General features: G+C 31.8%; 28 protein-coding genes and 1 tRNA gene. 10 read left to right on the forward strand and 19 right to left on the reverse strand.

The annotated features are described in order from the left end of the window. Positions 1-51: 51 nt before the first annotated feature. The gene (ggt, locus tag AB3G39_RS08960) at positions 52-1,737 is read right to left on the reverse strand and encodes a gamma-glutamyltransferase (RefSeq protein ID WP_369769291.1); all 1,686 of its coding nucleotides are present in this window, start codon (positions 1,735-1,737) and stop codon (positions 52-54) included. A 26-nt stretch (positions 1,738-1,763) separates the two neighbouring features. After that, complete coding sequence (locus AB3G39_RS08965) at positions 1,764-2,348, reverse strand: ACP phosphodiesterase (RefSeq protein ID WP_369769292.1); 585 nt, start codon at positions 2,346-2,348, stop codon at positions 1,764-1,766. Positions 2,349-2,445: 97 nt separating this feature from the next. On the opposite strand from AB3G39_RS08965, the gene glmM reads away from it, so the two are divergent. After that, a complete protein-coding gene (gene glmM / locus AB3G39_RS08970) occupies positions 2,446-3,843 on the forward strand; it encodes a phosphoglucosamine mutase (RefSeq protein WP_369754003.1) in 1,398 nt (465 codons plus the stop codon). 115 nt (positions 3,844-3,958) lie between these two features. Here glmM and AB3G39_RS08975 read toward each other — a convergent pair whose 3' ends face one another. From AB3G39_RS08975 to AB3G39_RS09005, 7 genes are all read right to left on the reverse strand, one after another. After that, a complete protein-coding gene (locus AB3G39_RS08975) occupies positions 3,959-4,357 on the reverse strand; it encodes a DoxX family protein (RefSeq protein ID WP_367770481.1) in 399 nt (132 codons plus the stop codon). Between the two features lie 113 nt (positions 4,358-4,470). Continuing rightward, positions 4,471-4,713 carry a DUF1059 domain-containing protein gene (locus AB3G39_RS08980; RefSeq protein ID WP_367753574.1) on the reverse strand — a complete coding sequence of 81 codons (243 nt, stop codon included), beginning with the start codon at positions 4,711-4,713 and terminating at the stop codon, positions 4,471-4,473. 263 nt (positions 4,714-4,976) lie between these two features. Beyond that, a complete protein-coding gene (locus tag AB3G39_RS08985; protein ID WP_367770478.1) occupies positions 4,977-5,282 on the reverse strand; it encodes a hypothetical protein in 306 nt (101 codons plus the stop codon). Between the two features lie 456 nt (positions 5,283-5,738). Further along, the gene (locus AB3G39_RS08990) at positions 5,739-6,200 is read right to left on the reverse strand and encodes a hypothetical protein (RefSeq protein ID WP_367770476.1); all 462 of its coding nucleotides are present in this window, start codon (positions 6,198-6,200) and stop codon (positions 5,739-5,741) included. Positions 6,201-6,561: 361 nt separating this feature from the next. Next, the gene (locus AB3G39_RS08995; protein WP_369769294.1) at positions 6,562-9,090 is read right to left on the reverse strand and encodes a carboxypeptidase-like regulatory domain-containing protein; all 2,529 of its coding nucleotides are present in this window, start codon (positions 9,088-9,090) and stop codon (positions 6,562-6,564) included. After that, complete coding sequence (locus tag AB3G39_RS09000) at positions 9,077-9,991, reverse strand: FecR family protein (RefSeq protein WP_369769295.1); 915 nt, start codon at positions 9,989-9,991, stop codon at positions 9,077-9,079. The genes AB3G39_RS08995 and AB3G39_RS09000 overlap by 14 nt, the downstream gene beginning before the upstream one ends. A gap of 61 nt (positions 9,992-10,052) precedes the next feature. Further along, positions 10,053-10,568: an RNA polymerase sigma factor gene (locus AB3G39_RS09005; RefSeq protein ID WP_367770467.1), complete on the reverse strand. Its 516-nt coding sequence runs from the start codon at positions 10,566-10,568 to the stop codon at positions 10,053-10,055. Positions 10,569-10,968: 400 nt separating this feature from the next. On the opposite strand from AB3G39_RS09005, the gene AB3G39_RS09010 reads away from it, so the two are divergent. From AB3G39_RS09010 to AB3G39_RS09025, 4 genes are all read left to right on the forward strand, one after another. Beyond that, a complete protein-coding gene (locus AB3G39_RS09010) occupies positions 10,969-12,012 on the forward strand; it encodes a hypothetical protein (RefSeq protein WP_367770464.1) in 1,044 nt (347 codons plus the stop codon). Between the two features lie 87 nt (positions 12,013-12,099). After that, positions 12,100-12,876, forward strand: coding sequence for a membrane metalloprotease (locus AB3G39_RS09015; protein ID WP_369764868.1), 777 nt, complete (start codon positions 12,100-12,102; stop codon positions 12,874-12,876). A 50-nt stretch (positions 12,877-12,926) separates the two neighbouring features. Then, a complete protein-coding gene (locus tag AB3G39_RS09020; protein ID WP_369764870.1) occupies positions 12,927-13,508 on the forward strand; it encodes a porin family protein in 582 nt (193 codons plus the stop codon). Between the two features lie 176 nt (positions 13,509-13,684). After that, positions 13,685-15,172, forward strand: coding sequence for an aminotransferase class V-fold PLP-dependent enzyme (locus tag AB3G39_RS09025; RefSeq protein WP_369769296.1), 1,488 nt, complete (start codon positions 13,685-13,687; stop codon positions 15,170-15,172). 39 nt (positions 15,173-15,211) lie between these two features. On the opposite strand, the gene AB3G39_RS09030 is transcribed toward AB3G39_RS09025, so the two are convergent. Further along, positions 15,212-16,780: a YdiU family protein gene (locus tag AB3G39_RS09030; RefSeq protein WP_369769297.1), complete on the reverse strand. Its 1,569-nt coding sequence runs from the start codon at positions 16,778-16,780 to the stop codon at positions 15,212-15,214. Positions 16,781-16,845: 65 nt separating this feature from the next. Further along, entirely contained in the window at positions 16,846-17,730 is an 885-nt protein-coding gene (locus AB3G39_RS09035; protein WP_367770450.1) for a lysophospholipid acyltransferase family protein, read from the reverse strand. A gap of 114 nt (positions 17,731-17,844) precedes the next feature. On the opposite strand from AB3G39_RS09035, the gene AB3G39_RS09040 reads away from it, so the two are divergent. Together AB3G39_RS09040 and AB3G39_RS09045 are read left to right on the forward strand one after the other, a co-directional pair. Next, complete coding sequence (locus AB3G39_RS09040; RefSeq protein ID WP_369769298.1) at positions 17,845-18,483, forward strand: rhomboid family intramembrane serine protease; 639 nt, start codon at positions 17,845-17,847, stop codon at positions 18,481-18,483. 54 nt (positions 18,484-18,537) lie between these two features. Then, on the forward strand, positions 18,538-19,227 hold the full coding sequence (locus AB3G39_RS09045; RefSeq protein WP_369769299.1) for an SIMPL domain-containing protein: 690 nt from the start codon (positions 18,538-18,540) through the stop codon (positions 19,225-19,227). A gap of 126 nt (positions 19,228-19,353) precedes the next feature. Here the strand turns inward: AB3G39_RS09045 and AB3G39_RS09050 are convergent. The 6 genes from AB3G39_RS09050 to AB3G39_RS09075 all read right to left on the reverse strand — a co-directional run bounded on the left by AB3G39_RS09050 (position 19,354) and on the right by AB3G39_RS09075 (position 22,255). Continuing rightward, a tRNA-Tyr gene (locus AB3G39_RS09050) sits at positions 19,354-19,435 on the reverse strand. A gap of 176 nt (positions 19,436-19,611) precedes the next feature. After that, positions 19,612-19,977 (reverse strand): TlpA family protein disulfide reductase, encoded by a 366-nt coding sequence (locus AB3G39_RS09055; RefSeq protein WP_367774151.1) that lies wholly within the window; start codon positions 19,975-19,977, stop codon positions 19,612-19,614. A 39-nt stretch (positions 19,978-20,016) separates the two neighbouring features. Further along, positions 20,017-20,772: a DUF4369 domain-containing protein gene (locus tag AB3G39_RS09060; protein WP_367753546.1), complete on the reverse strand. Its 756-nt coding sequence runs from the start codon at positions 20,770-20,772 to the stop codon at positions 20,017-20,019. Positions 20,773-21,004: 232 nt separating this feature from the next. Beyond that, positions 21,005-21,238 carry a hypothetical protein gene (locus AB3G39_RS09065; RefSeq protein WP_367770443.1) on the reverse strand — a complete coding sequence of 78 codons (234 nt, stop codon included), beginning with the start codon at positions 21,236-21,238 and terminating at the stop codon, positions 21,005-21,007. Between the two features lie 164 nt (positions 21,239-21,402). Beyond that, positions 21,403-21,843, reverse strand: a complete 441-nt coding sequence (locus AB3G39_RS09070) for a KTSC domain-containing protein (protein ID WP_367753544.1) — start codon at positions 21,841-21,843, stop codon at positions 21,403-21,405. 163 nt (positions 21,844-22,006) lie between these two features. Then, positions 22,007-22,255, reverse strand: coding sequence for a hypothetical protein (locus tag AB3G39_RS09075; protein ID WP_367770440.1), 249 nt, complete (start codon positions 22,253-22,255; stop codon positions 22,007-22,009). An 87-nt stretch (positions 22,256-22,342) separates the two neighbouring features. On the opposite strand from AB3G39_RS09075, the gene AB3G39_RS09080 reads away from it, so the two are divergent. Beyond that, positions 22,343-22,885: a hypothetical protein gene (locus tag AB3G39_RS09080; protein WP_369769300.1), complete on the forward strand. Its 543-nt coding sequence runs from the start codon at positions 22,343-22,345 to the stop codon at positions 22,883-22,885. A 6-nt stretch (positions 22,886-22,891) separates the two neighbouring features. On the opposite strand, the gene AB3G39_RS09085 is transcribed toward AB3G39_RS09080, so the two are convergent. After that, a complete protein-coding gene (locus tag AB3G39_RS09085; protein WP_367770434.1) occupies positions 22,892-23,287 on the reverse strand; it encodes a response regulator in 396 nt (131 codons plus the stop codon). Further along, the gene (locus AB3G39_RS09090; RefSeq protein ID WP_367770431.1) at positions 23,284-25,974 is read right to left on the reverse strand and encodes a PAS domain S-box protein; all 2,691 of its coding nucleotides are present in this window, start codon (positions 25,972-25,974) and stop codon (positions 23,284-23,286) included. The genes AB3G39_RS09085 and AB3G39_RS09090 overlap by 4 nt, the downstream gene beginning before the upstream one ends. 497 nt (positions 25,975-26,471) lie before the next feature. Between AB3G39_RS09090 and AB3G39_RS09095 the strand changes: the two genes are divergently transcribed. Then, positions 26,472-26,624 (forward strand): hypothetical protein, encoded by a 153-nt coding sequence (locus AB3G39_RS09095; protein WP_367770428.1) that lies wholly within the window; start codon positions 26,472-26,474, stop codon positions 26,622-26,624. A gap of 5 nt (positions 26,625-26,629) precedes the next feature. Next, on the forward strand, positions 26,630-26,860 hold the full coding sequence (locus AB3G39_RS09100; RefSeq protein WP_367770426.1) for a hypothetical protein: 231 nt from the start codon (positions 26,630-26,632) through the stop codon (positions 26,858-26,860). Positions 26,861-26,862 lie beyond the last annotated feature (2 nt).

Raw genomic sequence — 26,862 nt, forward strand, 5'->3', positions numbered from 1 at the left:
TCTGGGGTATTTTAATAATTGTTTTGGAATAGAATAAATTATAAATTAATTTTAAAAACCAACGGCTTTATTGTCTTCTCTTTTATCTGCACCACCTTCTAATTTTCCATTGGCCAAGATTAAAATTGCATCAACCTGACCCACTATTTCTTTATTAGTCTCATTGACTTTATATCCTTTTTCTTTTACTTTTTTCAATAGTTCTTTGTCAAATGAGTTGGGCTCAAATGTGATTTCGTCAGGCAACCACTGATGATGAAAACGAGGAGCATTAACCGCTTCTTGCATACTCATATTATACTCATATACATTCAAAATCGTTTGTAAAACTGAGGTGATAATAGTAGATCCTCCTGGAGTTCCAACTACCATGAATAGTTTTTTGTCTTTTTCTACAATAGTTGGGGTCATAGAACTTAGCATTCTTTTTCCTGGAGCGATACTATTCGCTTCAGTGCCTGTAAGGCCATAGAGGTTAGGAACACCAGGCTTAGCACTAAAATCATCCATTTGATTGTTTAGAAAAAAGCCTAATTCATCGCAGTATATTTTAGAGCCATAATTATCATTTAAAGTTGTTGTAGCTGAAACGGCGTTACCTTCGGCATCTACTATAGAGTAATGTGTGGTTTGTTTGCTTTCGTAGCCTGGGATTTTACCTTTTCCAATTTCAGAAGATTTTGATGCTTTATCGAATGAGAAATCACTCATTCTATTTTTGATATAAGTAGAATCTAATAGTTCTTTTACAGGAAGTTGTACAAAATCAGGATCGCCTAAGAATGAATTTCTATCCGCATACGCTCTGCGTTCGGCTTCTGTAATTACCTGAATTGCTTTCACGCTATTGTGTCCCATTTGTGCCAGATCAAAAGGCTCAATCATTTTCATTATTTGGTTCAAACAAATTCCACCGCTACTAGGCGGAGACATAGATGTAATTTTTAAATCTTTGTATTTAAAAGTAATTGGTGTTCTCCATTTTGCTTCATAGATATTCAAGTCTTTAACAGTCATATTACCTCCTTTGTTATTCAAAAAAGTAATTAGCTTTTGAGCCGTTTCCCCTTTGTAAAACTCATCACGACCATTATCAGATATTCTTTGTAAAGTGGCAGCTAGTGCTGGATATTTTATAGTGTCTCCCGCCTTATATTCTTGAGAAAACAAACTATTTGGGCCATTGGTTTTAATAAAAGTAGCTCTATAATCAGATAAGCTTTTTGCTTGATGATCGGTGACAACGACTCCTTTTTTAGCTAAAGCGATTACGGGAGCCAGAATTTCCGCAATCGGTAAAGAACCGTATTTTTTATGCACGGCAAATAAACCAGCGAGTGTTCCAGGAACTCCTGAAGCAAATGCAGTTTCTCTACTTTTACCTTCGATTACATTTCCATCTTTATCTAGAAACATATCTTTCGATGCAGCCAAAGGTGCTTTTTCTCTATAATCTAAGGCCCCCGTTTCTCCGTTTGCTTTTCTATATACCATAAAACCACCACCACCTATGTTTCCAGCTTGCGGATAAGAAACAGCCAAAGCCAGCTCAGTCGCAACCATAGCATCAAATGCATTTCCGCCTTTTTTCATTATGGCAACTCCTATTGCTGAGGCTTCTTCTCGTGCCGAAACAACCATTGCTTTATTTGTTACAAGACCAGTTGGGGATATTACTTTTTCATTTGACTTACAGCCTAGAATACTTAAGGAAAGGAATAGAATTATTTTTTTCATGTTTTGGTTGTGGTTTATTATATGTTTTATAAGGTTGTTAATTTTTGTATTACATGTGCTCTTAAATCTTCAAAGAAATCAGTGAATTCCTGTTCAAAATCTACATAAAATTCTAGTAGTTCATCAGTTGCAAAACGCATTTTTGATTTGTTTTTAGTCCGACTATCCATTTGGGTCAAGATTTGATTTATTCCTTCAACCGTTTGATAACTAGACAACCAATTTTGTTTGACCATGTAAGGCATTAAACCAATGGTTCTTTCAGTAAGGATTGATCGGTTGTCATCCAAGGACTGATAAAATCGTTGTACAAAATTTTCTAAGCTTTCATTAGAATAGTTATTCCAATTTTTTGCTAAGAAATGATCGTAAAAGACATCGACAATTACACCAGCATAATGATGGTATCTTTTGTGTAATTTTTTAGTACTTTGTCTAAAAACGGGATGAGCATCTGTAAAAGTATCAATGGCTCTATGCAAGACAATCCCTTTTTGCACATCCAAAGGAAAAGTTTCAAAATGTTTCCCTCGAATACCATCAGCCATAAAATTGCCAATTTTGATTAAATCATTGTCGCCTGAAAGATAGATGTGTGCTAGAAAATTCATTCGCCTAAATTATGAATTCTAATTGACTTTTTTAAACTGTCAATTATTATATTTGTGGAAATTATAAATAAATCACTCAAAATTTAAATAGATATAAATGACTTTAATAAAATCAATTTCAGGAATTCGTGGAACTATAGGAGGTAAAGTGGGAGATAACTTAACGCCAGTGGATGCAGTAAAATTTGCTTCAGCATATGGTACTTGGTTGAAAAACAATACACTAGAAAGAACAAATGCTAAACTAAAAGTAGTCGTAGGTCGTGATGCTCGTATTTCAGGACCAATGATTCATAACTTAGTAGTAAATACCTTGATTGGATTAGGAATTGACGTTATTGATTTAGGTTTATCTACAACTCCTACAGTAGAAATAGCAGTTCCTTTGGAAAATGCAGATGGTGGAATTATTCTTACCGCTTCTCATAATCCAAAACAATGGAATGCCTTAAAGTTATTGAATGGAAAAGGGGAATTCTTGAATGGAATTGAAGGAGAAAAAATCCTTGTTATTGCTGAGGCTGAAGCTTTTGATTTTTCGGATGTAGATAGTTTAGGAGAAATAACAGAGAATGATGCTTATATGGACATTCATATTGATGAAGTATTGAATCTTCCATTAGTGGATGTTGAAGCGGTAAAAGCAGCTAAATTTAAAGTGGTAGTTGATGGTGTGAATTCATCTGGAGGGATTATTATTCCTAAATTACTAGAATTGATGGGAGTGGAAGTAGTAAAATTATACTGTGAACCTAATGGTCATTTTCCTCATAACCCAGAACCTCTAAAAGAACATTTGACTGATATTTCGGAATTAGTTGTTAAAGAAAAAGCAGATTTAGGTGTTGTTGTTGATCCAGATGTGGATCGTTTGGCTTTCATTTGTGAAGACGGAGAAATGTTTGGAGAAGAATATACCCTTGTGGCTTGCGCCGATTATGTATTGAGTAAAACGCCAGGAAATACAGTTTCTAATATGTCGTCTTCTCGTGCTTTGCGTGATGTGACAAACAAGCATAACGGGAATTATGAAGCATCGGCTGTAGGTGAAGTAAATGTAGTTGACTTAATGAAAAAGAACAATGCCATTATAGGTGGTGAAGGGAATGGTGGAATCATTTATCCGGAATCGCATTATGGTCGTGATAGTTTAGTAGGCGTAGCGTTGTTTTTGACGCATTTGGCCAATAAAAAAATGACAGTTTCTGCTTTGCGTGCTTCCTATCCAGAATACTACATGAGTAAGAATAAGATTGAATTGACACCACAAATTGATGTTGATGCTATTCTGGTTGCTATGACTGAGAAGTATAAAAACGAAGATATCACTACAATTGACGGAGTGAAAATTGACTTTGCTAATGAGTGGGTGCATTTAAGAAAATCAAATACGGAACCGATTATTCGTATTTATACAGAAGCACCTACGCAAGCTCAAGCGGATACGTTAGCATTGCGCATTATAGATGAAATAAAAGCGGTAGCTGGAATTTAAAAGACGTATTTATTAAATAGTAAACCCCTTTCAAATTTTATTTTGAAAGGGGTTTTGTTTTTAAGCTTGAAATGGAACGAACATAATTTAAAAAAAAGTAATAGCACTAATTTATTTAATCCCATTTATTTGTTGTTGAAATTGCATATTTCCCACTACCTGAAAAGAATAAAGCAAGGGCACCTAAAAGGTATAAACCTATTAATTCCAATTGCCAACCACCATTTTCGTTTAAAGAAAATAAATCTCCAGTGTGTACTAATAGGGTAGCAAATAATAAACCAAAAATATACGCTACAGAGGCTAATCTTGTTCTATACCCAATTAGAATTAGGAGCGGTGCAATAATTTCAGTGATATAAACCCCATAGGCTAGAAAAGAGGGTAGCCCTTTTTCGCCTAACATACCTTCAATGAATGATACGCCTCCTAGTTTTGCGATTCCATGAAATAACATTAATGCACCTACTGAAATTCGAAGTATTAATAAGGCTAGATTGGTATTTTTATTCATAATATTAATAATTGATTAGTGTTTTTTTGAAGAGATGAAAAGACAGAATAGTACTTTAAAACTAATTAACTTCATTTATTTAGTTGTACTATTTATATGTTTTGTTATGATTATTATATTTTATCAGATGACAAAGAGTCGAAAGTTTTTCTTTTGTTTTCAAACCATGCATTCATTCCTTCCGGAAAATGCATGAGTTCTTGCATTTCTCTCAAAGCTTTACTATGTGGTTCATCCCCTTTTTGAATCATTTCCATAGCGTGGTTTTTGCTCAATTCAGCTATTTCTTCAAAAGTTTTAGCTTGAAATGCAGTATCACACGCTCCTCCTAGTTGTTTACATGTCATTGTTTTCATAAGGTTGGTTTTTAATTAATAATGGACTAAATACGCAGATTTGAAATTCTATTTAAGATAAAACTAAGCAGATATTTTAGTCATAATACGGTGTTATACTGTAAATATAAAGGAATTAAAATACAAATTGATTGGTTTTGATAAAAGTATTTAGAAGATAACAATTGAGATTAAGTTTAAAAAGGTCTGTTTTTATAAATAGTAAAACCCTTTCAAATGCTTGTTTTGAAAGAGTTTTATTTTTTAAATGCGATTGGGTTGGGTTATAATACCGCTGATTTGGCATTATTATATTCATAGTGTAGCGGTAAAATAACGGGTTTAGGTTCTTTGACACCGTGTTTGTTTAGAATTGGCATTAGCGCTTGTCCAAACTCATTGAACTTATCTGCGTTTTCCCATACATCAACTACTTTGACGCCCTTATCGGTTGGAGCACCAGCATGGTGAATCAATCCTTGTGGGTTTTGATGTCCAGCGGCACGAAGGTCATTCCATATTTGATCGTATTCCTTTACTGACATTCCAGGAAAGTCAAATTGAACCATAACTTTTTTCTTATTTTCCATTTTGTAGTAATTTTATTTTCTACTCGTTTGGCTTTTCGATAACGCCCCGTTTTTAAAATGGTTTCTGGTCTCCACTTTTTATAAAATTATATTTCATTTATAGGAGTAGTTGGTAATTATTCTGGAAAAGTATTTAATAACTAAATAAATAAGAGTTTAGTAGGGTACTCCAATTTTATTTTTATTAAAAATACAAATATTAAAAAATCTAAAGTATTAAATAACAGTTAAATAGATGTTTTTTAACATCCGTAGTTTTATAAATAAAAAAAATAGGACTAAAGGATTGTTAATTAAAAGACTAAAAAAAAAAGAAGCACAATGGCTTCTTGAAATTGCTATGACTTATTGATTTTAAACTCATAGGGGATGGATGTAGAGCGGTTCCGTTTAATACGGTTTTAAGGTTTGTGCTACAAGTGCAACTAAATATAAGCGCTTAGTTATTAATATATTTTATTTTTTTATTAGCTCGAAAGGGTAATTTTCGAAAGGACTAGATGTTAATTTTAGATGTTTTTTTTCATCATTTATTTCAAAAGAAACATCTGCTTCTTGATTATTTTTAAAGTGTAAATCAAGCGTTGTAATATCACCCCTAAATATGTCCCATTTACCCTTTCCCTGCTGTTTTAATCCAAGTAAATTGTTAAGTTCAAAAGTTCCATCAATTTTGATCTTTAAAACTATTTCGTTTTTTCCGAGGATATTATAATGTCCAACTACATTTTTTTCAAAATTATTTTGAATTACTTCCATTAAAAATAAATGAATGATTGGCAATGAAATAAAAAAGATTCCGGTAATGATTCTAGATTTATCTTTTCTTTTATAATATTGAAATATGCCAAAGATTAGTAAAATTATGCCAACTATTGGACAAACAAAATACAGAGGAAAAATCCAAAGTGCTTCCATTAATTAAAGTTTTTTTATTTATGTTCTGTCCAATTTAGACTATAATAATCTTTTCCAATGAATGCTTTTATATCAAACTTATATTTGAACTCTAGATGAGAAAAAGAAAAAGCAAATAATCACAATTGAACAACAAAGAATTGTTGTTAAAATTAATCCCTTGAAAATCTTATGTTTTATAATAGATTTCATTTTACTTTTAATTCGGTTTTCTAAACTAACAGTCAACTTGTATATAGTCGCTACTAAGTAGTGCATTTTAATCAAATATAGCATTCTTTTTACAAGAACAGGGATTTATCTTTAAGACTATTCGTATAAAAATAGCTAAAATGGAATGTATGAATTAAAAGATATACTATTAAAAATTCACTCTAAAACTCAAATTAGGAGTCATAACAAGGGATTTGTTATCCACTTTTATCGTTTTATTAGAATCATTTGGGTCTACTTTGTAATACCGGTTGATTACATTGTCTTCGTTGGTTGTATTAATCACTCCAGCACGAAGGATTCCCTTGATTCCGGTTGCAAGATTAAACTGGTAACTGCAAGAGGCATCGAGACGCATGAAATTATCCAAATTTTTACTATTAGGAGAATCGTAATTCACCATGGTTGTATTACCATTTTTCACTGTTTCATTACCTTCTAATGGTACCGTGTAAGGTTGTCCATTTCGCCAAATTCCACCTACTGAGAGTTTGAAATTTTTCACAATATCATAATTGAAACCTAGAGAAACAGAATGTCTGATGTCTACATTGTTTGGAAATGTATTGGGTGTGAAACTATCAAATTCATAATTATTAATACTAAAAGTATAGCTTAACCAAGTGCTGTATTTTCCTGCCGTTTTATTAGCCAAAAACTCAATTCCTTTTGCGGTATAGCTTCCATGAGCATTTTTATATTGAAAATTATTATAAAAACCTTGATTGGACGCAGTGATGCCATTAACCACTTTGTAAAATCCAGTCAGGTCAATATTGAGTTTATTGGCATTAAATTCTACACCAAAAGAACCTTGTTTGCTTGTGGCAATAGGAATACTTTGATTATTGACTAATACCCAACGTCTTTTTTCAACACCTAGAAAATCATCTTCAAAATCAATAATTTGAGTAGCGGTTTGGTTTTTAAATTCCCCTTCCAGTTTTAGTGCAAATTGATTGGATAGTTGCTGCCTGATGTTTATCCTAGGTTCTACGAGTAATTTATCAAACTTTTGAAAATAATTCAAGCGAACGCCAATTCTGAAATAGGTGTTGTTTTTATGGTATTCTCCTTCCGTAAATAGTCCGTGATTATCTAGTACGTCTTTCTTAGTGCTAGAGTAGGATGGAGCGCTTACGGTGGTCTGGTTGAGCATACCCGTTTCATTAAATTCATAACCTGCCAAGAGGGTAAAGTATTCGTTGGCTTTATAATGGGTATTTAATTTAATTCCTGTTTCCAATACTTCATTGGCTTCGGTTTGTCGTTGATCTGTTTCTACTCTGTAATCCGTAGCATCAATATTGTATTTGGATAAGTAGGTAATCAGGTTGGAACTAAATTTAGAATTCCACTGTGCTTTCCAGTTTCCCCCGAACCCAATATTCTTTTGCGAAAGCGTGCTGGCTTTGGTTTCGGAATTGGTATCATTAGCCCTATATTCTGAATAATTCAAGGCGTTGTTGATACCAATAAGATTGGCTCTAAATTGGTGTTTTTCGTTGAGATCAAAAAGGATTTTGGCGGTATAATTGTAAAAGTAAAAATCCGAATTGGTATTGTTCTGATGGCTGTCGGCATTAATTTCACTATCCTGAAAACTTCGTTTGTAATAGTTGGTAAACGTTGGCGTGTTAAAAAGATCCGTTACAGAACGCCTTCCAGAGATGTTAATTTCTAAGTTTTTAGCTATGGGAATAGCCAAAAAAGCATCAGCATTGATTAAGTTAATTCCTGCACCGCCCGAAAAGGAATTGCTCACTTCATCATTGGTAAACATATTGATGGTACTGGAAACCCCATCACTATATTCTGCACTGGTTCCATTTTTAGTAACAATAACTTTATTAGTCAAATTGGGATTATAGGCGGATATAAGGCCAAAGAAATGACCAGAATGGTACATTTTTATATTGTCCCAAACCATTAGATTTTGGTCATTTGTGCCACCACGCACATTGATGTTGGCAATACTTTCATTCGTACTTTCTACGCCTGGCAATGCTTGAATCGATTGCAATACGTCAGGTTCAATTAAACCCGGTAATATTCCAAATTTTTTAGTGTTCAAAACGGTGCTTCCGTCTAAGTATTTTTGTAATCCCGGAGTCAAATATACATTGATTAAAACGGGATTCAGTTCTTCATTGCTGGATTTTAAAAGTATTTCTTTGGGTTTTGTTTGATTCGAAAATAATTCGTTTGCTCTGTATTCTCGAGACTCAAAACCGATATATGAAATAGTAACTGCAGCAGTTATAGGAATATTTTTTAAAGTAAAATACCCGTTTTTGGTTGTAATTGCAACTTGATTATCAGCGATTATTGTTGCTCCATTTAAAGGATTTTTCGAATCTTCTGAAAGGACCACGCCAGCGATCGATATTGTTTTGTTAAGAACAGAAACAGTAACATAGCGGTTGTCTAATGCTTTAAAGTTCAACAGCACTTTAGCGTTCAAGTAATCAATTGTTTGTGGTAACGAAAGTGTAGTTGCTGGTTTTTCGATAGTAATTCCAGCGACATCTTCAACAGCATAAGAAAATTTCACATTAAACTGTTGTTCGATTGTACTAATAACTTGAGTAAGCGGAATTTTATCAGTCGCTTTTTGCGCATAACTTATACTTCCTAGGAGCAATAAAAAATAAAAGACCCATTTATTGCACTCCATAGTTGTAAAATATAACGGTTTTCCCTTGTAGCTTGTAACTTAGTTTAAGCGGAATTGTAATGGCTTCTAATGCTATTTTTTGATCTGTATGGGTAAAACTTCCTGTAAACAATTTAGAAGTATCCACGCCTTCGGTTTTTATTTTAATATCATATTGGCGCTCTAATTCGGCTATAACCTGATCTAGAGGAATGCGGTCAAAACTGGATTCTTTTTGCATCCACGAAGGATTTTGGGCATTAAAATCAGGTACATCTTCAATTTTATTATTGATCAATCTAAAGGTTTTTCCTGGTGGTAGCTTAACGGTTTCGTTATTATGGGTTACACTAACTAAGCCTTCAAAACAACTCACCTCGAAATAATTTTTGCGTTGCTTTACGTTAAAATGTGTTCCTAGCACTTGAACAACACCATCAGCAGTGTTGACGCTAAAGGTTTGTCCTTTTTTTACCTGAAAATATGCTTCTCCATCTAAGGTTAAATCACGTTTATTTTTCCATTCTTTTTCCTTGAAAGTTATTTTTGAAGCCGCATTCAATAATACTTCAGAATCATCCGGAAGGTGGAACGTTTTGATTTGAGCTATTTGTGTTTCAAATGCGGTTGTAGTATTATAAAACAGGAAGTAGGCGCCTGTTAATAACACAACGATAGCAGCAGCTATACTATAAATAGTTTTAAAGTGTAGTGTTCGAACTTTAATTTCGTTTTTAGATTTGTCTCTGGCTTTGAATTGGTCTAATGCTTTTTGTGCATCTACCTTTGGAGTTTCCAAAAGTGATGAATAATGAGCGATTTTTTCCAACGTGTCCGATCCTTCCGATTGTTTTAAATCTTCAATTTCTTGATTGGAGAGTTCCCCATTGAGCCATTTTAGTATTTCTTTTTCGTTTTTCATTTTGAACCTCTATAATAGTAAGACAACTCATTATGGAATTACCCTACTACAAATCAATTATTTATATGTTTTCGATCTGCTCTTTTAATATTTTGAGTGCACTGGACATTCTTTTTTCGACTGCTTTTTGTGAAATATCAAGTAGTTCTGCAATTTCGCGGTATTTTTTACCGTCAATTCGATTCATTAAAAACACTTCACGTTGTGCTTCTGTTAATGAGGCAATAGCATTTTGAAGTTTCTCTTTGAATTCTTCTTCTTCTAATAGGTATTCAGGACTTTGATTCGTAATATCAAGATTGGGAGATTCTTTGGCGTAAGCCAGAACCACTTTTTTATGCTTAATAGTATTTAAAAATAAATTATTTACAGTTGTAAGTAAATAGGTTTTCACTTTTGTAAAATCAATTTTGGAACAATTCTCCCATATTTTGGTAAAGGCATCTTGAACCAAATCTAAAGCCGCATCGCTATCACCACATTTGTAATAAGCAAAATTCGTAGCCGATTGTACATTTTTAAGATAAAAGTGATTGAAGTACTTTTCGTCACAAAGATTCGTTTTTTCGTCGGTCATTGCATGCAAATTCGTTTTTAATAGATTGTAAAAGTAAAATATTTTTTGAATCTATTGTTTTGATTTTAAATTCCCAATTTGTTTTATGGATAATCGGTAGGAAACAATAGAAAAAAAGAACTGTATTAAGAACCGTAAAATATGGGATATATTTCATTACGCTATTTGATATAGTTTTTGGTTTCTCCAATAATTGTGTAAGTTCTAAAGATAATTTTATAATAGTTCTAAAAGATATTTTGGATAATTTTGCTTCCAAACCAATAGGAAGTATAAAGGGATATTATAAATTTTTATATTTTTTTTAAAATTTGGGTAGGGTAAAAATAATGTTAGTTGTCTTACTAATAGAAAGGCGTAAAAAACGTCAATAGTGATACAAAACATTAAAAATAAAATTATGAAAAAGTTAAGAATTATTACAGGAATCGCATTAATGTCAATATTAGGTTTTACATCATGTCAAAGTGAAGTTAATGATGTTCAAGGTCAAAACCCAAACACAAATGCTGCTAACTCAACAACAGCTAATAACCTAAAACGTACTTCGATGTATGATGGTTCATTTGATGATTTTATTGATGGTGCTTCATGTTCTTCCATTGTTTTACCTGTAACTGCAACAGTAAATGATACAAAGGTTACTCTTTTAAGCCAATTGGATTATACACAAGTAATATCGATTTTAGGACAGTTTAACAATGATCAAGATTCAGTTACACTTCAATTTCCATTAAAAGTGAAAATGAGTAACTATACAGAAGTTACTGTAAATAGTCAAGCAGAATACAATGCTATTGTAAATGCATGTACAACGGCACAATCTTCTGGTCAAGATGCTATTTCATCTGTAAATATTACTTTTCCTATTACTATTTTAACTTATAACATAAGTTTAGAACAAACAGGAAGTATTGTTATTACATCCGAACAACAATTATATGCGTATATGTCTACAATGAGTAGTTCAGAGTTATTCTCGGTAAAATATCCAATGACAGTAACTCTAATTGACGGAACAAAAACAACTGTGTCTAGTGATGCTGAATTTCAAGCTGCTATAAACGCTTCACTTAAAACGGAAGCTACAATGCAGGAAGCGGTTCAAAATTCAAAAAAACTGGAAACTATATTAGTGAATGGTGCTTTTAAAGTACAGTCTTTTGTAAGTGCAGGAGTAGATTCAGCTAATACCTACAAAGACAATACCATTGATTTCGCAAACGATATGTCAATAAAAGTGGTAAACACCTTGAGTACAACTGCAACAGGAACTTATGCGATGAGTTCGCAAGTAGATGTTTTCTTGAAATTGAATTTCACAGGGAACGCTTCTTTCAATTTATTGAATAACACTTGGAAAGTATCAAGCTTCAGTGCGTCATCAATCACTTTGCAAAGCACTACAAATGCGGGTGTAACATTGGTTTTAAACCAAATATAATCACTAATTGAATTAGTACATTTTTGAACAACAGTTCACTTTGATTAAGGAACTGTTGTTTGAAATAAAAAATTAAAAAGAAAAAAAATGAAAAAAAGAATTGCAGTCTTGGCCATGATTTTTGCTTTAACGCTGTCTTGTTCTAAACAAGATGCTTCAAATGATATTACAGTTGGAGGGAATTTAGTTTCCAATAATAAAAAAGCAACAGGAAGTTCTTCCTATGATTTATTGGCTGAGGATACTTTTAAAAGTATGGTTGTTGAAGTGGTATACGTTCAAGGATATGAGCCATCGACTGCTGCAATTAATAATTTTGTCAGTTTTCTTAATGAAAGAGTTAATAAATCACAGGGAATTAGTATTGTTAAAAGAGCAATTGCATCCTCAGGTAAAGCCACTTTTACCAATGAAGAAATTATAGCCATTGAAGATGGGAACAGAACAAAATACAATACTTCAAATCAAATTGCTGTGTGGGCATTTTTTGTAGATGGAGAATCAGCGAGTAATACCAGTTCAGGACTGGTTCTGGGAACGGCTTATAGAAATACATCATTCGTTATTTACGAAAAAACGATTCAAGGGTTAAGTGATAGTCCTTTTAAGCCCAGTAGAAGTTTATTAGAAACTACGGTCATGACACATGAGTTTGGTCACATTTTAGGACTAACTAATTTAGGAGCAAAACTGCAAAGCAACCATGAAGATTTAGATCATGCAAAACATTGTAATGTGGAGAGTTGTTTGATGTATTGGTCAGCCGAATCAGGAAGCGGAATTACTAATATGGTTTCGGGAGGAACAGCCCCAAAACTAGATGCACAATGTTTAGCTGATTTAAAAGCAAACGGGGGAAAATAAGAACGTAAAATTTGAATACTAATTAAAATAAATAATAAAAAACAAACAAAATGAAAAATACCTATTTAACACTTGCTTTATTTTTTGGTGTACTATCAACAATAAGCGCACAAGACCATTCAGTTCCTAAATCAAATGCAGGGATAAAAGGAGGATACAGTTTAGCCGCAGTTAATTATGATGGTAATGGTGAAACAGGGCAACGTCATGGTTTTCACGTGGGAGTTTATGGAGAGTCTTTCATTAGCGAAAGCTTTTCTATTCAACCCGAACTAATGTATTCTCAACAAGGATATGAGATAAAAGATGCTAATGGTACCTTTACTCAAAAATTAGATTATATCAATTTACCTGTAATGCTTAAAGCGTACCCATCTAAAAATTTCTTTTTGGAAGCAGGTCCACAAATAGGATTAGCAGTTTCTCACAAAGAAGTATATGAAGGTTTGTTCAATAGCTCACAACAGTATGACCCAAACAGTTTTGATTGGGGAATGAATTTTGGAACTGGTTTTAAAACGGATTCTGGAATAAGTTTAGGAGTACGTTATCATTTAGGTCTTGGAGATTTGTATGATAATGATAAAGCACACAATCGTGTTTGGCAATTTTCAGTAGGATTTGATTTATAATCGTACTAGTTAACTACTATATTTAAACCCTCTCAGAGTACTACTTTGAGAGGGTTTTTTAGTCGAAAGTGATTTAAATTCGATTTATTTATGAATGGACAGTGATGATTTTGATAATTTTATAAATTGTAGAATCCACAATAATCAATATATTTACGCTTTAATAAATGCATATCATGACCGTTACAGATACACCAACTCAATTAGAACAATATTTCCAACAATTTCGTAAGAATATTATAGGAATCGATCAAGATTTTTTATCCCCATACGGACCACAACAAATCATCTATACAGATTGGACAGCAAGTGGACGTCTCTATCGTCCTATTGAAGAAAAGTTGATGAATGATTTTGGACCTTTTGTAGCCAATACGCATACAGAAACAACTGTATCTGGTACGGCTATGACCAAAGCCTATCATAAAGCACGTCATATTATTAAACATCATGTTCATGCGAATGCCAATGATATCTTGATAACAGATGGTACTGGAATGACTGGAGTAGTAAATAAGTTTCAAAGAATATTAGGACTGAAAGTTCCTGAGAATTTGAAAGATTTCATAAATATCCCTGCCGAAAAACGACCTGTTGTTTTTATTTCGCACATGGAGCATCATTCGAATCAAACTTCTTGGTTGGAAACGATTGCTGATGTTGAGGTAATTCCTTCTACTGAAGATGGGTTGTTTAGTATTGAAAATTTAGAAATATTATTAGATAAATATAAAGATCGAAGCTTTAAAATTGCTTCAATCACTTCTTGTTCTAATGTAACCGGAATACGAACTCCTTACCATGAAGCTGCTAAAGTTATGCATCAACATAGCGGACTTTGTTTTGTTGATTTTGCCTGCTCTGGTCCATATGTAGAAATAGACATGCACCCTAAAGATCCAGAAAGCTATTTAGATGCCGTTTTCTTTTCTCCACATAAATTTCTTGGTGGTCCTGGTACTTCTGGAGTATTAGTTTTTAATAAAAAATTATATCAAAATTTAGTTCCTGATAATCCAGGTGGTGGTACTGTTTCCTGGACCAATCCTTGGGGGGAACATAAATTTATCGATAATATTGAAGATAGGGAAGATGGTGGAACTCCAGGTTTTCTACAAGTGATTAAAACAGCACTTGCGATTCAGTTAAAAGAGAAAATGGGAATTGAGAATATCCTGAAGAGAGAACATGAAATTGTTGATTTTGTATTCTCAGAACTGGGAAATGTGTCTAATATTAAAATATTGGCTGGTCAACATCAAGATCGATTAGGTGTCATTTCTTTTTATGTTGACGATCTACATTTTAACTTGGGAGTGAAATTACTGAATGATAAATTCGGAATTCAAACTCGTGGTGGATGTAGTTGCGCGGGTACTTATGGACATTTTTTACTGCATGTAGATCAAGAAACGTCGCATAAATTGATTGATGAAATTAGTTTAGGGGATTTGATAAGAAAGCCGGGTTGGATTAGAATGTCCATTCATCCTACAACTACTACTGCTGAAATTGAATTTGTATGTAATGCAATTAAGGATTTGGCCAAAAATCATGCATCTTGGGCTTTAGATTACGATTACAATAGAGATACGAATGAGTTTGTGCATAAGAAAGCACAACCTTTAGAAGATGAATTGGTAAAAGAGTGGTTTTCTTTGTAAAAACAATTTCACTTAAAAAAATAGGAGCTATGTTGTCTGTTATGAACTGCAAGACAACATAGAGCTTCCAATTTTTTCTCTGGCCCAATCGGGTCTTTTGGCAAACCATTTTTCAAATTTTTCTTGTTCTAAATAGGGGTTTTTCAATAGAACATGCAATTCTTCTAGTATCGAATAATCCTCTTTTTCTGCCGCTTCAATTGCTACTTGAGCCATATAATTACGCAGCACATATTTTGGGTTTACTTTATCCATACTTAGTTGACGATCGGCATCAGTTGTGTTTTCCTGTTGCAAACGATTTAAATATTGGGTAAACCAATACAACCAAGAGTCTTTTATTTGGGAAGTAATTGCGTCGGTAGTGTAGAATGAGTCAGTAATCACTGAAAATGCATTTTCAACAGATTCCTCTTTCTTTATCTGACTTAATTTTCGAAAGAAAATAGTCATGTCCGTTTCTGTCAGTTGAAGATTTTCGGTTAAGATATGTAGGAGTTGATTGTCATTTTCTTTTTGGGTAACCAATCCTAATTTGTTTCGCATCATATCGGCATAATCCGCTTCATATAGGGACTGATAATCATGTAAAATGGTTTCTAATGGAGCAGCTTCTTCAATCAAAGGAAATAATGCATTGGCGAGTTGGTATAAATTCCAAAGGGCAATGTGAGGTTGATTCCCAAAACGGTATCTGCGGTTTTCACGATCGGTCGTATTAGGAGTCCAATTTGGATTGTAATCTTCAAGCCAACCGTAAGGTCCATAATCTATAGTAAGTCCTAAAATGGACATGTTATCGGTATTCATCACGCCATGTACAAAGCCCACACGTTGCCATTGTAACACCATTTCGCGGGTTTTATTAGCCACTTCATTAAAAAATTGGATGTAGCTTTCTTTGGGAGTTCCTTTTATTTCAGGAAAATAATATTTGATAGTAAAATCAGCCAATAATTTTAAGGTTTTCAAGTCATTTTGGGAAGAGAAAAGTTCGAAATTCCCAAAACGAATAAACGAAGTGGCAACGCGACAAACTATGGCTCCTTTTTCATACTCAGGATGACCATCGTACATCACGTCACGTAAAACTTGGTCTCCTGTAAGAATTAAAGATAGCGAGCGGGTAGTAGGAATGCCCAGATGAAACATGGCTTCACTGCATAAATGCTCTCTAATAGAAGAACGTAAGACGGCCATCCCATCAGCTCTACGGGAATAAGGCGTCATTCCTGCTCCTTTTAGCTGTAAGGTATATGTTTTTTGTTGATTGTTTTCTATTTCGGCAAGAATAATAGCTCTCCCATCACCTAATTGTCCAGCCCAATTGCCAAATTGATGTCCTGCATAACTCATAGAATAGGGGCGAGTATTGGGAAGTATTTCTTTTCCAGAAAACACATTGGTAAAGACAGTAGATTGTGCTTCCTCTTTAGAAATTCCAATCAAATCCAAAACTTCTTCCGTAAAATGAATGAGTTGAGGTTTGGATGGGATTTTTGGAGTAACATAGGAAAAACAAGCCTTATGCACTTGACGTGTTACATTTGTTTCATCAGTATCTGCTGGTAATTCTGTACTAAACCTATTGTTGATTTTTAAATTCATTTGGGTAGTGTATTAGTATCAAAATTAATGAAATATTAGGGGAACAACCGTTAATTAAAACTTAATTAGGCATTTATGTCTTTTCGTCTGTGTTTCCATCTTCGATGTGTCCAGAAATAAAACTCAGGAGCTTCGTGAATTTGTTTTTCAACTTCCTGTAAATAGTCGTGTGTAATTCCAAAATCTGGAATTGACTTTGCATTGTCACTTAGAGGAATTAATGTGGCTTCATAATACCCTCTTTTTACTTTTTTTACTTTTACATAAATGACATTTAAATCATATTTTTTGGCTAACATTTCGGCTCCAGTATGCACAGGAACTTCTATGCCCATGAATTTATCCCAATGAAATATTCTGTTTGCTGCGGGCGATTGGTCACTTGGTATGCCATATATGGAAAGAATGTTTTTTCGATTATTGTCCGCAATCAATGGTATTGTTTTATTTGAGACAACTAATTCGGTATTGTATTTTGATCGAATGTCTCTAATGAGTTTGTCAAAATATTTATTATTTATTTTTTTATAAACTCCTACACCTTTATAGCTTATTTTTTGATTAAGAGTGATAAGCCATTCCCAACTGGCGTAATGTGATACTAATAACATGATGCTTTTTTCTTTTGCCTCATATTCTTTAATAACTTCCAAATTTGTGATAACAAATCGTTTATTCATTTCTTTGGATGAAATGGTCATAGTCTTGATCATTTCCATGAACATATCACACATATGGCGGTATGATTTTTTTTCAATCACAAGACGTTCCTCATCGCTAAGATTGGGTAGGGCCATAGCTAGATTCTCTCGTACTGTTTTTTTACGATAGCCTATTATATAATAGATTAAAAAGTAAATAGCATCTGATAATAAATAAAAAATGCGAAAAGGAAGAATAGACAGTAACCAAAGTAGGGGATAAGCTATAATAAAAATGAGAAATTGCATGCACTATTTTTTTTGCAAATATAAGTCAAAAATGAATAAACAGATAAAATTTAAAGACATACTAGACGAATCTTAGAGAATCACTACATTTACAATTCACTATAAATAGATTTTATGAATACCATTTTGATTGCAATAATCGTTGCAAATGCATTGTTTAGTTATAAAGGGTTTAATGATCATACATTTTTCAGAAAATACGAATTCCACATAGGAAGTATTAGATCAGGAGAACAAATAAGATTACTTTCGTCTGCTTTCCTTCATGCTGATATAGGGCATTTGGCTTTTAATATGATTACGCTTTCCTTTTTTGCACCAGTTGTAATTGGTTATTTAGGAACCTTTTCATTTGTAATCATCTATTTTGGTAGTTTAATTTTTGGTAGTTTATTGACTATTCTTTTTCATAAAAATGATTATAATTATAGGGCTGTGGGAGCATCTGGCGCTGTTACTGGAATTTTATATTCGGCTATATTACTGGAGCCTAATATGATGTTAGGAATCTTTTTTATCATTCCTATCCCAGCATATATTTTTGGAATTTTATATTTGCTATATTCTATTTATGGTATGAGAGCTAAGAATGATAATATAGGTCATACGGCGCATTTTGGAGGTGCTATTGGGGGGTTTTTGATTACACTTATAACAAACCCTCATTTGCTTATAGAAAACACCTTAATGGTAGTGTTATTAATGATTCCTATAGTAATTCTTTTTGCCATGGCCAAAATGGGGAAAATTTAATGGCATAACTTTTGAAAGAATACTATTGCAAATAAATAATTTAAATATTTTAAAATGAAAAAATCATTATTAATTCTTTCGATGTTGTTTATGACAATGTCATACGCTCAAGAAGTAAAACAAATTCCTCAAATAAGTGTAACTGGAGAGGGGGAGATTAAAGTAGTACCAGATCAAGCAACTATTTCGGCTACGGTTGAAACTAAAGGGAATAATGCTAAAGACGTAAAAAAACAAAATGACGAACAGATTGAATCTGTTTTGAAATTGATAAAAAAGATGAATTTAGCTCCTGCTGATTATAAGACGCAACGTGTTGCTTTAAATCCACAATATGATTACGAAAAAAAGAAAACGACTTACAATGCTACTCAAACAATTGAAATCATAGTGCGTGATCTTTCTAAATATGATGAATTGATGGAGGGTTTAGTTAACCAAGGGATAAATAGAATTGACAATGTTGTTTTCCAGTCTTCTAATTTAGTCAAATATCAATCTGAAGCTAGAAAATTAGCAATTAAGGATGCGAAGATGAAAGCAGAGGATTATGTGTCTGTTTTAGGACAAAAAGTAGGCCGTGCAATGACAATATCCGACAATTCACAAAATTACAATCCGCAGCCAGTCTATGCGAGAATGATGAAAACGGAGATGAGTGATATAGGTGCGCCTAGAGAAACACTAGCAGTAGGTGAAATTAAAATAACGGCTAACGTAAGTGTAAGTTTTATTTTGGAATAAATAGAATATTGGTTTTATAAAAGTCCCGTCTAATTTAATAATTAGACGGGACTTTTTTTTGATATTATAAAATTGTTACAAAGTATATGGAACAAAAAAAACGCTGCAATTACTTGCAGCGTTTTGTGGGGAGAGTAGGATTCGAACCTACGAAGACGTAGTCAGCAGATTTACAGTCTGCCCTCGTTGGCCGCTTGAGTATCTCCCCGAGGCCTTTGAGTACAACACTTATGTTGTTGTAAGCGGTTGCAAATATAGAAACTGTTTTGGTTTATGCAAACTAATTTTGCACTTAATTTCACTATTATTTTTAACGTATTGGTATTGAATAAAATAAAAAAATCTCCACTAGGGAGATTTTTTTATTTTATTCTAAGAATTCGATTATTTAGCCAAAAGTTCAATAATTTTTGCTCTAAGTTCATCGCCTCTTAAGTCTTTTGCAACTATATTACCTGATGCATCAAGTATGAAAGTGGCTGGAATAGCTTCTACTTTATATTGAGCAGCTATTGGTTCATCCCAAAATTTTAAATTGGATACTTGTGTCCAAGTTAATTTATCTTTAGCAATAGCTTCTTTCCATTTTGCTGCGTCTTTATCTAAAGAGACACCTACGATGTTAAGTCCTTTTGAATGTAACTCTTTGTATATAGCTACAACATTTGGATTTTCTTTTCGACACGGACCACACCATGAGGCCCAAAAATCAACGATTGTTACTTTTCCTAAACTTTCTTTAAGAGAAATTACTTTTCCTTCAGGATTGGGTGCCGAAAAATCGGTACTTCATCTAGCGTCACCAGCAGTTGGGGCAGTGGCTCCAGCAGCAGGCGCTTTCATTTGATCAAGTCTAGTTTTTATTGCTTTACCTGGTTTAGTGTTTTTTAATGATGCATCGAAGCTATTATAAATTGCTTCTGTTTTTTTAGAATCAACACTTGGATCGTTAGCCATACCTTGAATAATTAAGGCACTTATGAACGATTTTGGATGAGATTCTGCATAAGTTACATACTTAGCTTTAGACGCTTCTCCAACTTCTTGTTGTATTTCTGAAAACTGTTTCATTAATGAATTGATTACAGCAGTATCCTTAGTTTGTTGTGCTGTATTCATTGCTTGCATGTTTTTAGTTTGGAAATCCATAAGTTTCTTTTGAACTACTTTTATTTCCTCATTAAATTTTACATACTCATCATTGTTATAAGTACCTGATACTTTTGATTTTTGAATACTGTCTTTATCGATAACAATAGAGATTTCTCCAGATTCTAGTATAAAAGGAATTTTACTTGTAGCAGATTCTAATTGTAATGTATGAAATGCGGGTTCAGTAATTTTTCCTTTAATTTCAAATTTACCATTTTCAACCTTTACAGTATCAATAGCAACCATTCCCATATCGTTTTGTGTCTCAAGGATAATTGTTTTTCCATTTTCAATACCTTTTGCAGTACCAGAAATGATGTATTCGTCTTTTCCAACTTTGCTGCAAGAAATTAAAACAACAGCAGCAGAAAGTAATAAAATTATTTTTTTCATTATTAATTAGTTAATTAAGTTAAGTCTGCAAAAGTATTTAATTTTATTAAAGTATAAATAATTTTATAACCTAAATTTTTGTTATAATTTAATTTATTTTTAGTATAAGTTAGTGCATGTATCTCTTTTTAGTTGTTAAAAAAGACAATGGAATTTTTAAAATAATGAGCAGCAGTATTTGATGAGAGTGATTTTTATTGAATTGTACTTGTTTTAGAGATTCAATTAGCTTTCACGATACGTTTTCAGTTGACTCGCATTCTAAAATATCAGATTCAGCTTGTTCGATCTCGTTATTTGTAATTTTTATTTCTAAATTGATTGTTCTTAAGTCTTTATGTAAATCAGAACTTATTGGGTTAGTTTTTAGTTTTGAATCAATTTCTTCTCTTTGTTTTAATAGTGTCTTAAGTGTTTCGGTGGCTTTATTGTATTGAGATTTATACAAATTACATGGTTTGGTCATGGTTAGTTGGTTTGGTTATTTTTTAAGGTTGGCTAAAATACTAAAAATAAGTATATTACACAATTAAAATTAGTATTGTATGATTTTTTTTAATTTTGAAAAAGTTTTGATAAAAAAAAAGCACTCTTTATTAAGAGTGCTGATTTATATAGAAGTTTTAAAACTTAATCTTGGTTAATTGTTTTTCTCCAAGTAAAAGAATTAAGGATGTGTCTTTTTGCGAATCTTCCAGGAGAGTCAGCATTTACCATTTTTACATAAGTAGCTTTAGGAACACTAATGTATTCGTAAACACTACCATTTGAAAAATTAATGATCAATCTTCCTTCAACAAATTTATAATCAGTAATTGTTGATGTTGATATTGTTTCGGTGTATTCTGGTAAGTTTATTTTAGTAGTTTCTGGATTGATGCTTACCAAAAAGTGATATGCTTCAATAATTTTCTTACTATTTTCTTCTGCAGCTTTCAAACCAGCTTCATCTCCTTGAAATTTATCAGGGTGTGCTTCTTTCATCGCGTTGCGATAAATGGTTTTTAAATCTTTTAATTCTGCAGTTTTGTCTACATTTAGCAACTTGCGGTATTCAACTATTTTTTTCATAAATAAGGTAACTACTTGTTTTTTAATATGAAATTATATTTTTTAATTTCAAAAACAACAATTTTTTGCAAAGGTACACTTTTTTTTAAGTTTTTACTTTGTCATAAAAAAAAAATCACTATTTGTCTTTTTTTAATTTAATTTTAAAAAAGAAATACAAGAATTATTGTTCGGGTTTGTTATTTGCTTTGTCAAAGTTTTTTGACTTTTTAGGATATTTATTATAACTAATATCACTTGGGTTTTCAATGATAGATTTTATTGTAATCCAATCACCTACAATATGTTTTGCTTGAACCATTTTATAATCTAAAAGATAAATACCACAAAAAAAATTGTTGTTTTCATCTTTTTCAATTATCCCAGTGTATACCCCTTTTTGCAACATTTTTTCTTCGGAACCTTTAGTCATAATGTAATTTTTAAAATATTCTAAGTTGCAAAGTTAATGATTTATTTAATGGTTTTTCTCTTCTTTACTTTCTGATTATATTTGCGCATGGAAAAAAATTTTCGCCCAAGCCCAAATTCTTTTAAAAATACGTTTTGTATTTTTAATGAAGAATCATTAGAAAAAATTAAAGACCTTAAAATACAATATCAAAGTAAGGCGGGAAGTAGTTATTATTATACTAATTTAGGTATGTATAGAGTTTCTAATCATTGGGGAAGATTAGCTAATAGTAAATGGCGTTTAATTCAATTAGAGCCTGAAACGGCATCAAAATTTAAATTAGGGTTTGCTAGTTGGGAAAGTTTTTACCCAGATGATGATACTGATAAACTCTATTATCTAGAGGCAGATTATACAACAAATACGGTAAACTATCAACATAGAAACAATCCCAATTACGATAATAAAGCTGTACTAAGAACCAGTTTTGAAACTAAAAAAAAAATCAAACAAATTCGAAATTTATTTAATTTGACTTCTTGGGCAAAATATTATGAATATGATGATTTAAATGTTTTGAGAAAAAGCATCATTGATCAATTGATATATACCAATACAACTTTAGAAGAAATTAAAAATTTAATTTAATTTCTTCTAATCTGATGAAGCTATTAATTTTAAATCATTTAGGCTGATTGGTTTTGACATATAGCCTTGGATATCACTATTGTTTTTAGCTTTTAATTTATCATCAACAGCAATGGATGAGCTTGAAATATAAATCATTATTTTAGATTGAAGTTTTGATTTTAGAATGGCCATTTCACTCATAAAACCCCATCCGTCCATAACTGGCATTTCAATGTCAAGAAGAATAATTTCGGGTAGGTCATCATTACTTTCTATTGCTTTTTTTAAAGCATCTATAGCTTCTTTTCCATTTGAAAAAGTAACAGTTGAAGTGAAAATTTCGGATTTAAGGATAATTTTTTTCATGATGGTTTTATAAATTATATCATCATCAATTACCCAGATTTTTCTTGTTTTCATGTTATATAAATTTTAAAGGTAGTTCCTACACCAGGTTTGCTTTCTATTGTAATACTTCCTCCCATGGCTTCAATTTGATTTTTAGTAATAAATAACCCAATACCTTTAGCATTAGGATTATCACTAAATGTTTTATACATACCAAAAACTTTGTTTGCATTTTTCTCCAAATCAATTCCAATTCCATTGTCTGAAATTTCAATTACTTTAAGGTTATTCTCTTTTAGAAAATTTATTAAAATTTTTGGTTCTCGATCCTTGTGACTGTACCTGATGGCATTTGATATTATATTAAAAAGAATACTTTCTAGATAAGCTGGGTTATAATTAATTTCAATATCGTCACTAACATTAGAAGTGATATGCGCCCCTTTTATTTTGATTTGTTCTGCAAGGATATTGAAAGTATTGTCTATGTACTTTTTTAAATTTATTTTTTCAGAAACTAACCCAATATTAGTTTGGATATTTACAACTTCATTTAAGTTAAATAAAGTCTCATTAAGGGAATTAGATACAGTTTTTAATAATTGAACCATTTGTTCTCTCTCTTCATCAGATTCCGCAGTTTCAATAAGCCCTGTCAGTGATGTAATATTACTGGTATGCGATCTTAAATTATGTGACACTATATAGGAAAAATTCAGCAATCTTTTATTTTGTTCCGAAACTAAAAAAAAGGAACTGTTTAGATCTTTTTCGATTTCCTTAGTTTTAGTAACATCAATCATAATTCCTCTTAAACTGACTGCTTTATTATTTTTTGTTATTACGTTAACAATATCTCTCAACCAAACGATATTGCCATTTTTGGCAATCATTCGATATTCAAAATCATGGTCTAGCATTAAATTAGTTTGGTTTGAACAATATTTTACTACTTCTTCTTTGTCTTCAGTATAAATATGATCTGCCCAAAAAGTAGGACTTGATAACCATTCTTCAGTAGTATATCCCAAAATATTTTCTACCTTTTTACTAATAAATGTAAATTGGAATGTTTGTGCATCGCATTCCCAAACGATTCCATCAATAGTATTGATTAAAGATTCGATTCTTATTTGCGAATTGAGGATTATTTTTTCCTGTTTTTTTCGTTCGGTAATGTCCTCAGTTGAAATTATGACTCGCTCTAAAGTATCTTCATAACCCTTCATTACACTATAAATAAAATTGACATCTCTTATTTCCCCTTTTGGATTTTTTATTTTAGCATCCATTATTAAACTATTTTCATTTCTGCAAATTGCGATGATATGATTTGTGAATGAGGGGATTGCTACATCACTAAAAATAATGTCAAAATTATTTAATAGTTCCGATTTAGTTTTGGGATCATATTGTATTAAACATTCATTATTTACATCAATAATATGAACTAAAGAAAAACATTTTTTAATTACTTCAGGATGTTGTTTTAAATATGAACTAATATTTTCCTTGGATTCATTGATTAGATTTAATTCTTGCAGATATTTTTTTACATGTGAATAATCTTGTTCCCACAATGGAAGAGGAGAATCATCAAAAAGACTTTTAAATCTAATTTGGCTTTGTTTAATAAGTTGTTCCGCTTCTTTTTTTTGTGTAATATCTTCAATAATTACAATGTTGCTAGTGGGTTTTTCGTTTTTTTTCCAAAGTGGAGTTACAGATAAATTGACCCAAATAACATCTCCCTTTTTGGTTAGATACCTTTTTTCTACGGTATAGTCATTGATCGTTCCGTTATTAATTTTCTTTACGGTAGCAATGTCATCTTTTAAATCATCTGGATGTGTAATAGATTGATAGTTCTTTTCTTTCATCTCTTTTTGAGTATATCCCAAAAGTTTACAAAATTGATTGTTTATTTCCAAAAATGTACCTGTGATGGGATCAACATTAGAGATACCAATTGCGGCTTGATCAAAAATAGTCTTGAATTTAATTTCGTTATCAATTAAATTAGATGCTTGTTTATCCACTAAGACTTGTAACTCAGCTGGTTTTTTCAACAATAGAAGAGTTAAAAAACCAAAGGTTAGTGCCAAGATGAAGCTTAAAATAATTGATACAATAAAAGAGGTTAGCGCATTCGTTGATTTTGTATCAATTAGATATAATTTCCAGTCCCCATCAGGAATTGTATTGGTTACGAAACTATTTTCTGATAATTTTATTTTTTGAGGTAAAAAATAAACATCTTTTTGAGTAATTGGATTTCTCTTAGAGATTTGAAAATAATATTTAGTTTTATCAATAGCATTTATACCAGAAGTTTTTAAAAGTTTGTCTAATTTAATAATGACTGCCGAAAATCCCCAAAATTTATTTTTTATGTACACAGGAAGCCTGCCCACAATTCCTTGTCCCCCCTGCCTTAATTCAAGAGGTCCTGCAAAGTACATTTTTTGATTTAAGATGGATTTTAAGGCTTCTTTCTTAAGATATGCTGACTTCAAAATATTCAACCCCATAGCAGCTTCATTATCTTTCATTGGGTAGATATACCTAATAATTCCATTTGGTACTAATTGTACAGCTTCGATACTATTATTGGATTCTATTAAACGTTGACCAATGGAATTAAAATCTTCAGGAATTCCATCATCATTAATAGTAAGTGCTAGTGTGAGTGTAGTTGTATAACAGTTTTTTAGAGATTGTTCTATGTTTTGTCGTAATACTTTAAGAGTATTATCCATCTCATCCTTTTTATTTTGTTTTTCTATATGATATTGCTGTATAGAGATATAGGAAAACACAACACTTAGGCTTAGAAATACTATGAAGCCTGTTGATTTGGGTTTATTTAAAAACCAGTTAATCAATTTCGACCAATTTATTTCAGATTTCATTTATTCTTTTTCTTGGTCTTAGATAAACCCATTATATTTAAAAGCTAAATGTAATTATTATGTTTTTAATTAACAAGTAAATATTTGTAACTAACATAAAATTCAAGCTTAAAACTAAAATTATTTAAATCTATGATTTGCTTAAATTTAAGGTTCTCAACTAAATTTATTTTAATAGAGGAAGATCATAAGAATGCATTAATGCAATTCTAAATTAAATTCACGAACTTTGCACGAGTTAAATTCAGGAATTTTCCTTTTTATATTTCATTAAGGATATTTATGAAAAATTTAGTGCTAAAAAAAATGGAGTCTATTTAAAGTTAGATTTAAATATAAAAAAAATGAGCAGGAATAACGAAAGAAATATTAAAAAGCATAACGACAAGTTGCATAAAGCGCAGGATAAAGTGAAACAAGCTGAAATAACTCGTAAAGAGAAGTTAAAACAAATCGTTAAAATGTTTAACGAAGCTAATGCTAGTGATAAAAAATAGAATTTATGGAAAACGATAAATTTGAGTTGTTAAAAAGTAATGTTCAGGAAATTATTGATTTGATTGCAAGTAGTAATGCAATTGAAGCCAATAATAAGTTGGTGGATGTTAGTGAACAATTGGATGAATTATTGGACCATTCTGATGAGGATGAAGATCTACGAGAAATCAGTAGGTATCAAGTTTTATTGAATAAACTTCATGAAAAAATCTTGGCTCTCGATGGTCTAGTTTAAGT

It is taken from the genome of Flavobacterium sp. WC2416 (genome assembly GCF_041200095.1).
Taxonomy (GTDB): Bacteria; Bacteroidota; Bacteroidia; order Flavobacteriales; family Flavobacteriaceae; genus Flavobacterium.

Coding starts and splice junctions, on each gene's coding strand:
- AB3G39_RS08990 (WP_367770476.1), bottom strand. CDS start 6,200: ATGGAAGCACTTTGGATTTTTCCTCTGTATTTTGTTTGTCCAATAGTT.
- AB3G39_RS08995 (WP_369769294.1), bottom strand. CDS start 9,090: ATGGAGTGCAATAAATGGGTCTTTTATTTTTTATTGCTCCTAGGAAGT.
- AB3G39_RS09075 (WP_367770440.1), bottom strand. CDS start 22,255: ATGACTAAAGGTTCCGAAGAAAAAATGTTGCAAAAAGGGGTATACACT.
- AB3G39_RS09080 (WP_369769300.1), top strand. CDS start 22,343: ATGGAAAAAAATTTTCGCCCAAGCCCAAATTCTTTTAAAAATACGTTT.
- AB3G39_RS09095 (WP_367770428.1), top strand. CDS start 26,472: ATGAGCAGGAATAACGAAAGAAATATTAAAAAGCATAACGACAAGTTG.
- AB3G39_RS09100 (WP_367770426.1), top strand. CDS start 26,630: ATGGAAAACGATAAATTTGAGTTGTTAAAAAGTAATGTTCAGGAAATT.
- AB3G39_RS09015 (WP_369764868.1), top strand. CDS start 12,100: ATGAAAAAAAGAATTGCAGTCTTGGCCATGATTTTTGCTTTAACGCTG.
- AB3G39_RS08980 (WP_367753574.1), bottom strand. CDS start 4,713: ATGAAAACAATGACATGTAAACAACTAGGAGGAGCGTGTGATACTGCA.
- AB3G39_RS09030 (WP_369769297.1), bottom strand. CDS start 16,780: ATGAATTTAAAAATCAACAATAGGTTTAGTACAGAATTACCAGCAGAT.
- AB3G39_RS09045 (WP_369769299.1), top strand. CDS start 18,538: ATGAAAAAATCATTATTAATTCTTTCGATGTTGTTTATGACAATGTCA.
- AB3G39_RS08975 (WP_367770481.1), bottom strand. CDS start 4,357: ATGAATAAAAATACCAATCTAGCCTTATTAATACTTCGAATTTCAGTA.
- AB3G39_RS09035 (WP_367770450.1), bottom strand. CDS start 17,730: ATGCAATTTCTCATTTTTATTATAGCTTATCCCCTACTTTGGTTACTG.
- AB3G39_RS09090 (WP_367770431.1), bottom strand. CDS start 25,974: ATGGATAATACTCTTAAAGTATTACGACAAAACATAGAACAATCTCTA.
- AB3G39_RS09085 (WP_367770434.1), bottom strand. CDS start 23,287: ATGAAAACAAGAAAAATCTGGGTAATTGATGATGATATAATTTATAAA.
- AB3G39_RS09040 (WP_369769298.1), top strand. CDS start 17,845: ATGAATACCATTTTGATTGCAATAATCGTTGCAAATGCATTGTTTAGT.
- AB3G39_RS09060 (WP_367753546.1), bottom strand. CDS start 20,772: ATGAAAAAAATAATTTTATTACTTTCTGCTGCTGTTGTTTTAATTTCT.
- AB3G39_RS09065 (WP_367770443.1), bottom strand. CDS start 21,238: ATGACCAAACCATGTAATTTGTATAAATCTCAATACAATAAAGCCACC.
- AB3G39_RS09005 (WP_367770467.1), bottom strand. CDS start 10,568: ATGACCGACGAAAAAACGAATCTTTGTGACGAAAAGTACTTCAATCAC.
- ggt (WP_369769291.1), bottom strand. CDS start 1,737: ATGAAAAAAATAATTCTATTCCTTTCCTTAAGTATTCTAGGCTGTAAG.
- AB3G39_RS09025 (WP_369769296.1), top strand. CDS start 13,685: ATGACCGTTACAGATACACCAACTCAATTAGAACAATATTTCCAACAA.
- AB3G39_RS08985 (WP_367770478.1), bottom strand. CDS start 5,282: ATGGAAAATAAGAAAAAAGTTATGGTTCAATTTGACTTTCCTGGAATG.
- AB3G39_RS09010 (WP_367770464.1), top strand. CDS start 10,969: ATGAAAAAGTTAAGAATTATTACAGGAATCGCATTAATGTCAATATTA.
- glmM (WP_369754003.1), top strand. CDS start 2,446: ATGACTTTAATAAAATCAATTTCAGGAATTCGTGGAACTATAGGAGGT.
- AB3G39_RS09070 (WP_367753544.1), bottom strand. CDS start 21,843: ATGAAAAAAATAGTTGAATACCGCAAGTTGCTAAATGTAGACAAAACT.
- AB3G39_RS09020 (WP_369764870.1), top strand. CDS start 12,927: ATGAAAAATACCTATTTAACACTTGCTTTATTTTTTGGTGTACTATCA.
- AB3G39_RS09000 (WP_369769295.1), bottom strand. CDS start 9,991: ATGAAAAACGAAAAAGAAATACTAAAATGGCTCAATGGGGAACTCTCC.
- AB3G39_RS08965 (WP_369769292.1), bottom strand. CDS start 2,348: ATGAATTTTCTAGCACACATCTATCTTTCAGGCGACAATGATTTAATC.